Below are 12,610 nucleotides of genomic sequence, written 5' to 3' on the forward strand. Positions count from 1 at the left end.
CTCCCCTGCTAAGGGAGTACACCTCAAAAGGGTGTCGGGGGTTCGAATCCCCCGTTCTCCGCCATTATTTGCTTAGTACGTCGTAATCTGGCTTTTTCGGTAAGTTGTTCAATTTACTAGAAAAAGTGGTTGGAATAGAGATTAGACGGGCTATAATGCGGCGCAACAAATGCACTCGTAGCTCAGCTGGATAGAGTACTCGGCTACGAACCGAGCGGTCACAGGTTCGAATCCTGTCGAGTGCACCATTTAAGAGTTGTTTATAGCAATATAAGTAACTCGGCTTCAGCCAGTTGTGGTCTGGTTTAAAACACAAATGCACTCGTAGCTCAGCTGGATAGAGTACTCGGCTACGAACCGAGCGGTCACAGGTTCGAATCCTGTCGAGTGCACCATTTTAAGGTTGTTTGCAGCAATGCAGGTGATCTGGCTTCAACCAGTTGTGATCTGGTCTAAAAACACAAAATGCACTCGTAGCTCAGCTGGATAGAGTACTCGGCTACGAACCGAGCGGTCACAGGTTCGAATCCTGTCGAGTGCACCATATACCGAAAAGCCCGCGTTTAACGCGGGCTTTTTGCTGTCCGGGATTTGGCTGTTCCTTTGACACACCCTCTCTCATCAAAATCGACTAGAGCGCTGCGGCCTCGTTTGAGATCGTATCGATAGTTTGTCGTCGAAGTCCGAATATTCACTTTGTCCGGTTTGCCGAGCGCGCTTTCGACATCCTGTTGGTTCATGCCGGCAATGACGCGTCGATTAATAATCGCTTCACGCCGTTGTCTGGCATCGATGAGATTTCCGCATTTGTCTTCTGCTTTGCCAGCAACGCCAGGTTCTCTGTCGTTGGTTTTCTTGCCGGATGTTTCTTCGTGATTGAGCGCTGGCATCACCGCGACCACTGAGCCGGGGAGGTAGGGGTGAACTTCCTGCGCTGAGAGTCTTTCTCCGCTCGCACAGCTCATCGACGTGAACGTGATGCTGCCGTCAGGAGCTTCGCAGCGATGAAGGCTGGTCGCGGCCCCGGCGGTTGGGAGGCAGAATAGGCTGGCGAGTAAAAAGCGGGATGTTTTTGATGGCATTCGACGTCCTCCGTGACGGTCTACGCTCAAGGGTAGCGGCTGCATTTTTTAATGTCGGTGTGTTTTCTTTTCAGGATGAGTCGTCGCATCTGCATGGATTAGGGCTGCGCTCAGGTTTGTCTTGCAAGCGCTTGTTTCAGCCGTGATTTTTTAACGTTTTAAACCGTCAGGCGGTGTATCATTGCGCCCGTCAGCCCCGCCGGGGCTTGTGGAAAACTTCCATGGACTTACCCAGTAGTTACTCAGTACCCCGTTTTACCAATCATGAATTGACTGATTGATCCTTCCGGCGTGCCCCGCTGCTGGGAGTGGAGTTCGCCTATGTCTGAAATCGAAGTAAAGAAAACACAGGAAAGCCTGCAGGACCGCCTGGCTCAGGTCGTCGAGTTGCTGCAGCGTCAACGGGTCGTTGAAGACCTGACTCACCGCCAGGAAGGCGCGCATCAGGATCGGGTGGAAAGCCTGGTTCACCGACAAAATCTCGTCGAGCTGCAACGCAAGCTCGATGATCTGCACTCCGCCGACGTTGCCTATATTCTTGAAGCCTTGCCGCTGGACGATCGTCTGACGCTTTGGCAACTGGTCAAGGCTGATCGCGACGGCGACATTCTTCTCGAAGTATCCGATTCTGTCCGTGAAACGCTGATCGCCGACATGGATGATCACGAGCTCCTGGCTGCGGCCAAGGACATGGATGCCGACGAACTTGCTGACCTGGCCTCTGAGCTGCCGCGAGATGTCGTCCATGAGCTGATGGAGAGTCTGGATAACCAGCAGCGCGAGCGTGTGCGTTCGGCACTGTCCTATGACGAGGAGCAGGTCGGTGCGCTGATGGACTTCGAGATGGTGACCATCCGTGAGGATGTCAGTCTCGAAGTGGTTCTGCGTTACCTGCGTCGCCTCAAAGAGCTTCCTGGTCACACCGACAAACTGTTCGTGGTCGATAACGACGGCGTGCTTAAAGGCGTACTGCCGATCAAGCGTTTGCTGGTCAATGACCCCGATAAACAGGTTGCTGAAGTCATGGCCAGCGATCCGGTGAGCTTCCACCCGGACGAAGATGCCTACGACGCTGCTCAGGCATTCGAACGTTACGACTTGATCTCTGCCCCGGTAGTCGACAAGAACGGCAAGCTGATTGGCCGTCTGACCATCGACGAAATGGTTGACTTGATCCGTGAGGAAAGCGAAAGCGAAGTCCTCAATATGGCGGGTTTGCGTGAAGAGGAAGATATCTTCGCCTCCGTGTGGAAATCCCTGAACAACCGTTGGGCGTGGCTGGCGATCAACTTGATCACGGCGTTCTTCGCTTCCCGGGTGATCGGCCTGTTTGAAGGCTCGATCGAGAAGCTGGTAGCGCTCGCGGCACTGATGCCGATCGTGGCGGGGATCGGCGGCAACTCCGGTAACCAGACGATCACCATGATCGTCCGTGCCATGGCGCTCGACCAGGTCAGCACCGGCAATACTTCACGCCTGATGCGTAAGGAGTTGGCGGTTGGATTGATCAATGGCCTCGTCTGGGGTGGGGTGATCGGCGTGGTTGCCTATCTGCTTTACGGCAGTTGGTCGCTGGGCGTGGTGATGACAGCCGCGATGACTCTCAATCTGTTGCTGGCGGCGCTGATGGGGGTCTTGATCCCGATGACGCTGGCGAAGATGGGGCGTGACCCGGCGATGGGTGCCAGCGTGATGATCACCGCGATGACCGACAGTGGTGGTTTCTTCATCTTCTTGGGGCTGGCGACAATCTTCCTGCTTTGATCTGCCATAAATAAACGGCCCGCCAACCCAATTGGCGGGTTTTTTTTAGAGAAAAGGGAGAGCCGGAATTTCAGGCAAAAAAAAGCCAGCACTGATGCTGGCTTGAGGTGTTCGGTATGGCTCAGGACGCGTCTGCAGCCATTTCAGCGTCGTGGGCGATCAAGGACACCAGTGCGTTCTGCTGACGGTGAGAAAGCTGGCGGAAGCGTTGCAGCAACTCGCGTTCGTGCAACGACAGCTCCGGGCTGTCCAGGCGCATGCTCAGCTCTTCGCCCAAAGCACCTTCCTGAATAAGACTCTGCTCAAGACGCGCAATGATCTCGGAGTTCATGCTGCGATGATGATTGCGAGCCACCTCGGCAATGCGTTCACGCATTCCGTCTGGCAGACGTACGACGAACTTGTCAGCCGTACGGCTGGAATAAATTGCCTGTTTCAATGGGCGCATATATTTAACCGGTTAGTTCAGGGGAGCGGTTCTCGGGATTGGCCGCAGATGTGTGGTAGGACAAGCATCCGCGCCAAATGGTTCAACCTGAATTGTTAAGAGGCTCGCATCATGCCTCAAAATTGCCAGATCATTGGCGTCAATTCTGTGACAAATATTGAGCTGGGTAAAGGCGTAATGCCAGCACCAATTATCAGAAATGCGGACTGGTTTGAAAACTTTGCCCTGACCCGCATCAAAGACCGCCTCCTGATGCACGTCCTTTAGTGTTCTAAGACGTCAGAACGTGCATGCTATGCGGCTTTCGATCCTTGTTCCTTACCTGTACAGGATAGTGGCAATTTGCCGATTTACTAGGGGCAAACACCTGCTGGAGGGCGTTTTCAGGATGTATGGCAAGCTTATTTACCTGATGGGACCGTCCGGCTCGGGTAAGGACAGTCTGATCGAGGCCGCTCGTGAGCCATTGTGGGCTTTGAACTGCGAAGTCATGCGCCGGGTGATCACGCGATCTGCCGAATCGGTGGGCGAGGATGCGATTGGCGTAACGCCGCAAGAGTTCCAAAGACGTCAGCGCGCCGGTGATTTTTCATTGGCATGGCAAGCCAACGGCCTCGCCTATGGGATTGCGGTGGAAATGGATCAATGGTTGCGAGCCGGGCGACATGTGTTGGTCAACGGCTCGCGTGCCAATTTACGGCAAGCGCAGGAGCGCTATCCCTCACTGTTGCCGGTTTTGCTGACGGTTGGTGATGAGGTGCTGCGAGAGCGCTTGCTCAGGCGCGGTCGAGAGACGCTTGAGCAGATCAATGCACGCGTTGCTCGCAACGCTCTGTTCAAGGATAGGAGGTCAAGTGACCGGCCTGTGCACCTGATCGACAATTCGGGCGACCTGGCGGACGCCGTCAATCAGCTTCTGGAACTGGTCCGGCTCAACGTAGTACCGGATCAAACTTGATCCTGCGCCCTGCGACCAGCGCCAGAACAAACAACACCGCAAACACGCCACAGCTAATCAGCGGCAGAGTGATTTCGGTTTCCTCGAACAGCGAAAAATGCACAACGCCACTCAATAAGGCGAGGATCAGAAATCCTGCTGCTGATTTGGACATGCTGTACTCCTGCAGATATTTCAAAAAACCAGACGTTCGGTCGCTAGTGCTGGCAGTGCCTGCTGAGACTCGCTGACCGCTTGTGGTGCGAAGCTCTGATCACTCAACACTGCCAACTGCGGCGCTTTCTGCACCTGCAAGTAATGCGGCATGCGCTGAGCAACTCGTTCAGCGCTCTCGGGGGTAAAGTGAAAACCTACCAAAATCGCCAAGGCGATCGCGTTTGCGAGCAAGAGAGTGCTGTTCATGAGGCGGACTCCGTTTGTTCTGTTATGAGAACAGACAAAGCAGCCGTCGTGCCAACAGTCTATATGCTGTTAAGTCCTTTAAAAACAAGCATTTGGAAGGTTTTTTCAGAGGGCGAAGGTTGCAATCTGCAATGATGGCTTTTTGGGGGAGTGCAAAATGCACGGTAAATCTTCCCGCAGCCTTGCCGGGCGCCTGCCTACACTTAAAAAGCCCTACGGATGACATGACAAATCAGGGCCTGGCCGTTAACATGCACGCCGTCCGTCGCGCAGTGTTCATCTCGTGACAACCCAGTGTCTCAGTAGCTCAATTGGATAGAGCATCCCCCTCCTAAGGGGAAGGTTGGCAGTTCGAACCTGCCCTGGGACACCATATATTCGGGCCTTCTGGCCACTCTTCTGACCACTGCGTTTCTCTGTGACAGCCGTGTTGGCAGGAGAAGCAGTCAAGCCTCTTTCAGAGTGATCTGAAAGGGGCTTTTTCGTATTCGCGGCTTAAGGAAGATGCCGATGGAAGGCCTTTTGGAATTCTTTTCAAGTGCTGCAAAACGCAAGAAGGCTAAGTGAGGCATGAAAATACTATTCATTGCTTCGCTTGGTTTTTTATCGCTAATTCAGGCGCCGCTGTCTTTTGCGGACAATGCCAACGGGAAAAACCTCTATTCACAGCGGTGCGCCATGTGCCACGGAGTAGATCTGAAGGCATCAGGACCCCTGGCTAAAAAAAGCAATCCACCGACGCCTGATCTGACAGCGTCCTTTTTCAAGCAAAGACTCAAGGAATACCCAGGCGTTATTGTGTCGTCAATAATACTTCGTCCAAACGGAGACTTGATTCCAAGAACATTGAAAGAGAACGGTGTAAAGCTGCCGCCTCACGCTTGGACGGTTAAGGATTTTCGCGATTTGAATCAATACATGAGTGGCGTGATCTCAAGAGGTCGATGATTTTCAGATAAAAAACTCGCGCGGTTTCATCTGGCCGGGCTTTTCATGGGCGGGCGCCGGGGCTATTCCTCAGCGCCCCCTCCAGGTTTGCCAATTGAGGTGCTTATCCCGGTCATGCGTCGACGTCCATTGACCTTGTAGTCGCGCTCCTGTTCTTGCGCGCCCGGTTTGCGCAAGGTCACTTGCGCATAGAGTCCATCCTTAGCGCTGTAGGCGCCGAACCAGTCATTCATTCGCGCGATAAAGCATTTGCTACCGATGATCACCGGGAAGTCGGCGACCTGCTCGATGGCGTAGTAGCCTGCTCCGTAGCCGTAATATTCGTCGTTGTCTGTGGCGGACGCAGGAATAGGGCAAATGGGCTTTCGCTCTTGCCCGTTGTCGGACGAATCTTGTTCGACCGTGGCCAAGCCATCGGTGAGTGTGCGGTGCAGGTCCGGCTTCAGTTTATAAGTGGTTTTGTGCTTATCATCAGGCTGAGTTCGGGGGATGCTGAGTCGATAGCGATAGCGGACGGTCAACGTGGGCACTTCGCGGTTCACCTGCAAAGGGCTGAGCAGATAGACATCATCGACGCCATAACCACTGTTGCGATAGGCGGCATAGACCTTGCCGCGAAGGCTGATCCAGCTCACGGACTGGTTGGAGCCACGCTCATTGATGGAATAGAGGGAGCCGCCAATGGATTCGCCGTCGGATGCCGGCGTTCTACGGGCGAATCTGTCGCCGTCACGACGGAAGGTTTCGACGAAAGTGTAAAGGCCGGTGCCGCCGGTGTAGGTCTCGACGATCAGGTCACGTTGCCCGTCGCCGTCCAGATCCCGCAGCGTGAACGAGGTTCGGCCCAGTGCGGTGTCAGCGTCGAAGTTGGTGGCACTCAACGCCTGCCACTCGCTGCGGGAAACACCTTTGGGAGGGGATGTTGGGAAGTGCGTTTTTTCGACGTATTGATCGGCGTCGGGCTCTGCGGAAAACTGGGTTGCAGCGCTTTTCAACGCCAAGGACGCGAGTGTCCGTTCGAGAGCAAACTCCGGATCATTTTTACTGACTGCGCGAACGCGGTTTTGCAGATCATCCAATAGCTCTTTTTCGGCGCCATCCGGCTGATGGGCGAGGGCTTCTGTCCATTGCGCTTGCAAGCGTTCCAGTTGCTCGCGATAGCGCTGATCCAGACACGAAACATCCTGGGCGCACTCGTTGCGTGTTTTCAGCCAACGTCGTTGCGCGTGTATTAAGTCTGGTTGTGTTTGTGCGCAGACCTTCAGTAAATCCCGATATACCGTCGCCATCTGCGCATCCAGTTCATACAGCCCTTTATTCGCGCAGATCGCGTTTTCCACGGCAGTCGCCGCTTTTGTGCAGTCCATTGCGGTCGCCATTGCGTGCTGGATAAACAGCAGCGCACTGGCGGACACGATGTAGCGTCCTTTGATGTACACGAGGTCGGCCTTGTAGTGAGAAGTTGGCAGGCGCGCAGGTTAATCGCTGTGTGTGGAATCTTGAAGCGTCGGCTTCAGGGAACGCCACTTCTGGCCGATAACCCAAGCGGTGAGTTCAGACTTGCGCGAAATCGCTTGATAGCATTTGGCCTCCAGCTATCATCTGCGCGCCTGAAAATCGCCCTCGGTTCATCTACTTCAATTGCCTGGAAATCCTCGATGCTGTCGTATCACCAAAAGAGTTTTCTGATCGTCGATGATTTCTCGGATTTCCGCAGTTCCGTGCGCTCGATGCTGCGTGAGCTGGGGGTCAAGGACGTGGACACCGCTGACACCGGTGAGCAGGCGCTGAAAATGTGTGCGCAGAAATCCTACGATTTCATCCTGCAGGATTTCCACCTCGGTGACGGCAAGAAGAACGGCCAGCAGGTTCTTGAAGACCTGATGCTGGAAAAGCTCATCAGCCACGAAGCCGTGTTTGTGATGGTGACGGCCGAGACCAGTCAGGCGATGGTGCTCAGTGCTTTGGAGCATGAGCCAGATGCCTACCTGACCAAACCGTTCAACCGCTCGGGCCTGGCCCAGCGGCTGGAGCGTCTGGAGCAGCGCAAGACGTTGCTCAAACCGATTCTGCAAGCGCTCGACCGTGGCAAACCGGTCGAGGTGCTCAACGCCTGCATCGCCCTGTGCAAACAGGACATCCGCTATTCGCCGCTGTGTCTGCGTTATCGCGCTGATGCCTTGCGCGACTTGAACCAGAACGAAGCACTGGAACGCCTCTACGACAGCATCATTGCTGACCGGCCGTTGCCGTGGGCCTTTGCTGGATTGGGCAAGTTGCTGTTCAAGCGTGGGCAAGTGGCGCAGGCCAAAGGCGTGTATGAAAAGGCCTTGAAAGTATTCCCGATGATGCCTTCGCTGTACGACGGCATGGCTGATGTGCTGGTGTCCGAGGGCGATACCAAAGGCGCGCAGCAGGTGCTGGAAGAAGCGATTCGCCTGTCGCCGCTGGCGGTGCGTCGGCAGGCGTTGCTCGGCAAACTGGCGATGGCTAACGAAGATTTCGACACCGCCTCGCGGGCTTACCGTCAGGCTGTGTCGCAGGGCGCGCAGTCGCGCTTCAAGGATCCGGAAAGCAACCTCGGCCTGGCCCATGCGCTGATCAGCAAAGGCAGTGAGCGCGGTCTCGATACGCGCACGCGCCTGGAGATCAACACCACCCTCAGCGCTGTTGCCAAAGAGAACCCGACCGACCCCGGTTTGCAGATTCGCGCGCGTTTGATGAAGGCAACGAGCCTGCTGCTCAACGATGCCGAAACCGCCGACAAGCTCACTGAGCAAGCACTGATGCGACTCGACGGCATGGAACAGTTCATGAGTCCGGAGGCGGCGCTGCTCGTCGCCAAGCAGTTGCAGATGCTCGGTCAGGCCGAGGCGGGTACGTCGATGCTCAAGAGCTGCGCGGAAATCTACGGTGACGATCCGGCGGTGATGAAAGACATCGCCAAGCTCACCGATGACCCGACTATCCTCAGCTCGAGCAACGCCGCCGCCGACCTCAACCGTCAGGGCGTGCGGGTGTACAAGACCGGCAATCTGGTTGAAGCCCGCGAGGTCTTCCGCAAGGCGCTGAAGATGCAACCGAAGAACATCAGTATTGCGCTGAACATGGCCCAGTCGCTGCTCCATGGCACCGACACCAGTGTGCCTTCGGCGGAGCTGGAAGAATGTCGGGCCTGCCTGAAAATGGTCGGCCTGATGCCCGACACCGACGCGCGTTTCTCGCGCTATCAGAAGCTGAAAAGCAAGGCGTTTGGCGAATGAACCAAGACGAGCAGGCATTGGATTTTTCCACGGTGATCGCCTCCACCGTTCACGACATGAAGAACTCGCTGGCCATGCTGATGCAAGCGCACAGCCAATGGCTGGCGCGTTTGCCGCAAGCGCAGCGCGAAGGCGCGGAGCAGGGCGTGATCGACTTCGAGTTCGCCCACCTCAACGGCATGCTGGTGCAGTTGCTCGGGCTGTACAAACTCGGCGTCAACCAGATGCCATTGCAGCCGGCGTATCACGAACTGGATGATTTCATCGAGGCGCAACTGGCAGCGCATCAAGAGGTATTCGCCAGTCGCGGCATCATCGCCACTTATGAAGTTGATCCACTGAGTCCGCTGGGTTTCTTTGATCGTGAACTGGTCGCCTCGGTGCTGGGCAATTGCATCAATAACGCCATTCGTTATGCCCGCGAGTCGCTGCTGATCACCGTCAGTGACGAGGCCGGGCAACTGGTGCTGAGCATCAACGATGACGGCGACGGCTATCCGGTCGAAATGCTCGAACGTCAGGCTGACTATGTGCAGGGCATCAATCACAGCAGCGGCAGTACCGGGCTTGGCCTGTATTTCGCTGCACGCATTGCCGCGTTGCATCAACGCAATGGTGTCGAGGGGCGCACCGAAATCCGTAATGGCGGCCCCTTGGGTGGCGGGATCTTCAGTCTCTACCTGCCGTGATCCGAGGCTTTTTGTTTGACGCTGCTTGATATTCCGAACAGCCGAAGCCTATTTTGTTCGGGTCGCCGTTCGCGGCTCGTACAACAACAAGGATTGCGTCATGACAACCGATGGCCAGCGTTCACTCGCGCAGCGATTGACGGGCATTGATGAGATTGAATGTGTCACGCCGGATTTGAACGGCGTACCACGGGGCAAGGTGATGACCGCTGAGGGTTTTCTCGAAGGGCGGCGTCTGCAGCTCGCGCGGGGGGTGCTGCTGCAATGCATCATGGGCGGATATCCGCCGGCGCGGTTTTACGGCAGCGATGACGGTGATCTGGCGCTGATTGCTGATCCAGAGCAGATCCATCCGTTGCCATGGAGTGACGAGCCCCGTGCCCTGGCCATTTGCGATGCCGATGAACTGACCGGCGAAAGCTCCAGCCTGTCGACCCGTGGTCAGCTCAAGAAAGTCATCGCGCGTTACAAGGCGCTCGGTCTGGCGCCTGTGGTGGCGACCGAACTGGAATTCTTCGTGTTCGCTCCAAACACTGATCCGACCCAGCCGTTCCGAGCGCCAGTCGGCCTCGATGGCCGCCGCGAGGATGGCCTGTCGGCGTTCAGTGTCAGTTCCAACAACGGTCTGCGACCATTCTTCAGTGAGGTCTATAAATGCATGGCGGCCCTTGGTCTGCCGCGTGATACGTTCATGCACGAAATGGGCGTTAGCCAGTTCGAGATCAACCTGCTGCACGGTGATCCACTGTTGCTGGCCGACCAGACCTTCCTGTTCAAACACCTGCTCAAAGAAGTCGCGCTCAAGCATGGCCTGACCGTGGTCTGCATGGCTAAACCGCTGGCGCACACGCCGGGCAGCTCGATGCACATTCACCAGAGCATCGTTGATATCGCCAGCGGCAAAAACGTCTTCAGCGACGATAACGGCCAGCCGACGGCGATGTTCCGCCACTTCATTGGCGGGCAGCAGGCGGGCATGGCGGATTTCACCGCGCTGTTTGCGCCGAACGTGAACTCCTACCAGCGTCTGTGCCATCCGTTCGCTTCGCCGAACAATGCCTGTTGGTCCCACGATAACCGCGCGGCCGGGCTGCGGATTCCGGCCAGTTCACCGGTCGCTCGTCGGGTCGAAAACCGTTTGCCGGGCGCCGACGCCAATCCGTATCTGGCGATCGCCGCCAGTCTGGCTGCCGGTTTGCACGGGATCGAACACGAACTGGAGCCGACCGAGGCGATTCAGGGCGAATTCGACGTGCCGGATAATCTTTCGCTGCCGTGTACCTTGCATGCCGCACTCGAACGTCTGAAACGTAGCCAATTGGCCAGGGAACTGTTCGGACAGGAGTTCATCGAAGGCTACATCGCTTCGAAGACCATGGAACTGACCAGCTTCTTTGATGAAATCACTCCCTGGGAACGGCGTGTTCTAGCAGCCCAGGCCTGACGTACCGTCGCCATCGGGCTATCGTTTGATAGCCCGATACTTACTGCAAGGAGCCGCTCGGAACGCCGATGCGCCAAATCTGGAAATCCTTTCGAGCGCTGTATTTTGCCTCGCTGATGATGTTGATCGGCTCGGGTCTTCTATCTACTTATCTGGCCCTGCGCCTGGCGGCTGAAGATGTCGACGGGCTGTGGGTCGGTGCATTGATGGCGGCCAACTATTTCGGTCTGGTGCTGGGCGGCAAGATCGGCCACCGGTTGATCGCCCGGGTCGGGCATATCCGCGCGTATTCGGCGTGTGCCGGGATCGTCGGCGCAGCGGTGCTGGGGCATGGTCTGGTGGACTGGCTGCCGGCATGGCTGGTGCTGCGCACGATTGTGGGTCTGGGCATGATGTGCCAGTACATGGTCATCGAGAGCTGGCTCAACGAGCAGGCCGATGCCAACCAGCGTGGTCTGGTGTTCAGCGGCTACATGATTGCGTCGTACCTTGGCCTGGTTTTGGGGCAGTTGATTCTGGTCATGCACCCGGGGCTGGGTCTGGAGCTGCTGATGCTGGTCGCTCTGTGCTTTGCATTGTGTCTGGTGCCGGTGACCCTGACCCGACGGATTCACCCGGCGCCGCTGCATCCGGCGCCGATGGAGCCGCGTTTTTTCATCAAGCGCGTGCCGCAATCGTTGAGTACGGTGCTCGGGGCGGGTTTGATCATTGGCTCGTTTTACGGTCTGGCGCCGTTGTATGCCTCGCAGCAAGGGCTGTCGACCGAACAGGTCGGTCTATTCATGGGTACCTGCATTTTTGCCGGATTGCTGGTGCAGTGGCCGCTGGGGTGGTTGTCTGACCGATATGATCGCGCGCTGCTGATTCGTTGCTTTGCCGGTTTTCTGGCGGTTGCCGCTTTGCCGCTGGCGATCCTGCCGCAGGTGCCGCTGGAGGTGCTGTTTGTGGTCGGCTTCCTCTGCTCGCTGGTGCAGTTCTGTCTGTATCCCCTGGCGGTGGCGTTTTCCAACGACCATGTCGAGGGTGATCGCCGGGTGTCGCTGACGGCGATGCTGCTGGTGACTTATGGGGTCGGCGCCAGTATCGGTCCGCTGGCCGCTGGTGTGTTGATGAAATTTTTCGGTAGCCAAAGTCTTTATGCGTTCTTCAGCTTCTTTGCGTTGGTGCTGGTGTGGCGGATTCGCCCGAAGGCGGTGACCAATCTGCATCAGGTCGACGACGCGCCTCTGCATCACGTAGCGATGCCGGACAGCATGTCCAGCTCACCGCTGGTGGCAGCCCTCGACCCGCGTGTTGACGAGCAGGTGGTGCAGGAGCAGATGCAGAACACGCCTGAGCCAGAGCCAGAGCCGGAGGCAGAATCGCAACCTGAAAAAGAACCTGAGTCCGAACCTGCAGCCAATCCGGATGCTGACAACGATAAACCCGCCCCGGATATCAGTGGCGCCAGGCCTTGAGACACAGTCGAAAATAAAAAAGGGCAGTCACCGCAAGGTGACTGCCCTTTTTATTAGCCGTGTCTAGTCCTGAATAAGGTTTACACCTTCTGGCTTCTTATCAGGAGGGTGCAATGGATACGGGCGCAAAACGTAGTCAGCGCGATTACACGCTG

Annotated in this window: 12 protein-coding genes and 4 tRNA genes; 11 read left to right on the forward strand and 5 right to left on the reverse strand. The window is 56.5% G+C overall.

All coding sequences use genetic code 11. The features are described 5' to 3' along the window. Positions 1-171: 171 nt before the first annotated feature. The 3 genes from ACIOU6_RS26700 to ACIOU6_RS26710 all read left to right on the forward strand — a co-directional run bounded on the left by ACIOU6_RS26700 (position 172) and on the right by ACIOU6_RS26710 (position 544). Positions 172-248 (forward strand) — tRNA-Arg (locus ACIOU6_RS26700). Between the two features lie 70 nt (positions 249-318). After that, positions 319-395, forward strand: a tRNA-Arg gene (locus ACIOU6_RS26705). 72 nt (positions 396-467) lie between these two features. Beyond that, positions 468-544 (forward strand) — tRNA-Arg (locus tag ACIOU6_RS26710). Between the two features lie 19 nt (positions 545-563). Here ACIOU6_RS26710 and ACIOU6_RS26715 read toward each other — a convergent pair. After that, a complete protein-coding gene (locus ACIOU6_RS26715; RefSeq protein WP_401139655.1) occupies positions 564-1,082 on the reverse strand; it encodes a cell envelope protein SmpA in 519 nt (172 codons plus the stop codon). Positions 1,083-1,403: 321 nt separating this feature from the next. Between ACIOU6_RS26715 and mgtE the strand changes: the two genes are divergently transcribed. Beyond that, a complete protein-coding gene (gene mgtE / locus ACIOU6_RS26720) occupies positions 1,404-2,846 on the forward strand; it encodes a magnesium transporter (RefSeq protein ID WP_221733052.1) in 1,443 nt (480 codons plus the stop codon). Positions 2,847-2,967: 121 nt separating this feature from the next. On the opposite strand, the gene ACIOU6_RS26725 is transcribed toward mgtE, so the two are convergent. After that, positions 2,968-3,294 (reverse strand): Arc family DNA-binding protein, encoded by a 327-nt coding sequence (locus ACIOU6_RS26725; RefSeq protein ID WP_003178899.1) that lies wholly within the window; start codon positions 3,292-3,294, stop codon positions 2,968-2,970. 388 nt (positions 3,295-3,682) lie between these two features. Here ACIOU6_RS26725 and phnN point away from each other — a divergent pair, with 388 nt between their 5' ends. Then, entirely contained in the window at positions 3,683-4,252 is a 570-nt protein-coding gene (phnN, locus tag ACIOU6_RS26730) for a phosphonate metabolism protein/1,5-bisphosphokinase (PRPP-forming) PhnN (protein WP_221733051.1), read from the forward strand. Here the strand turns inward: phnN and ACIOU6_RS26735 are convergent. Both ACIOU6_RS26735 and ACIOU6_RS26740 read right to left on the reverse strand, forming a co-directional pair. After that, positions 4,227-4,406, reverse strand: coding sequence for a PA3371 family protein (locus tag ACIOU6_RS26735; RefSeq protein ID WP_221733050.1), 180 nt, complete (start codon positions 4,404-4,406; stop codon positions 4,227-4,229). The two genes, phnN and ACIOU6_RS26735, sit on opposite strands and share 26 nt — an antisense overlap. A gap of 20 nt (positions 4,407-4,426) precedes the next feature. Further along, positions 4,427-4,654 carry a hypothetical protein gene (locus ACIOU6_RS26740; protein ID WP_221733049.1) on the reverse strand — a complete coding sequence of 76 codons (228 nt, stop codon included), beginning with the start codon at positions 4,652-4,654 and terminating at the stop codon, positions 4,427-4,429. Between the two features lie 296 nt (positions 4,655-4,950). Here ACIOU6_RS26740 and ACIOU6_RS26745 point away from each other — a divergent pair. Both ACIOU6_RS26745 and ACIOU6_RS26750 read left to right on the forward strand, forming a co-directional pair. Continuing rightward, a tRNA-Arg gene (locus ACIOU6_RS26745) sits at positions 4,951-5,027 on the forward strand. A gap of 197 nt (positions 5,028-5,224) precedes the next feature. Further along, positions 5,225-5,602, forward strand: coding sequence for a c-type cytochrome (locus tag ACIOU6_RS26750; RefSeq protein WP_401139658.1), 378 nt, complete (start codon positions 5,225-5,227; stop codon positions 5,600-5,602). 62 nt (positions 5,603-5,664) lie between these two features. Here ACIOU6_RS26750 and ACIOU6_RS26755 read toward each other — a convergent pair whose 3' ends face one another. Continuing rightward, positions 5,665-7,041, reverse strand: coding sequence for a lysozyme inhibitor LprI family protein (locus ACIOU6_RS26755; protein WP_401139660.1), 1,377 nt, complete (start codon positions 7,039-7,041; stop codon positions 5,665-5,667). Positions 7,042-7,260: 219 nt separating this feature from the next. On the opposite strand from ACIOU6_RS26755, the gene ACIOU6_RS26760 reads away from it, so the two are divergent. From ACIOU6_RS26760 to ACIOU6_RS26775, 4 genes are all read left to right on the forward strand, one after another. Then, positions 7,261-8,865, forward strand: a complete 1,605-nt coding sequence (locus ACIOU6_RS26760) for a tetratricopeptide repeat-containing response regulator (RefSeq protein WP_221733047.1) — start codon at positions 7,261-7,263, stop codon at positions 8,863-8,865. Beyond that, positions 8,862-9,554, forward strand: a complete 693-nt coding sequence (locus ACIOU6_RS26765) for a sensor histidine kinase KdpD (RefSeq protein WP_221733046.1) — start codon at positions 8,862-8,864, stop codon at positions 9,552-9,554. Before ACIOU6_RS26760 ends, ACIOU6_RS26765 begins: the two co-directional genes overlap by 4 nt. A 202-nt stretch (positions 9,555-9,756) precedes the next feature. After that, entirely contained in the window at positions 9,757-10,998 is a 1,242-nt protein-coding gene (locus ACIOU6_RS26770) for a glutamine synthetase family protein (protein ID WP_221733059.1), read from the forward strand. A gap of 68 nt (positions 10,999-11,066) precedes the next feature. After that, positions 11,067-12,455 (forward strand): MFS transporter, encoded by a 1,389-nt coding sequence (locus ACIOU6_RS26775; protein ID WP_401139663.1) that lies wholly within the window; start codon positions 11,067-11,069, stop codon positions 12,453-12,455. Positions 12,456-12,610: the final 155 nt, after the last annotated feature.

Source organism: Pseudomonas sp. NPDC087615 (assembly GCF_044743445.1).
Lineage (GTDB): Bacteria > Pseudomonadota > Gammaproteobacteria > Pseudomonadales > Pseudomonadaceae > Aquipseudomonas > Aquipseudomonas baetica_A.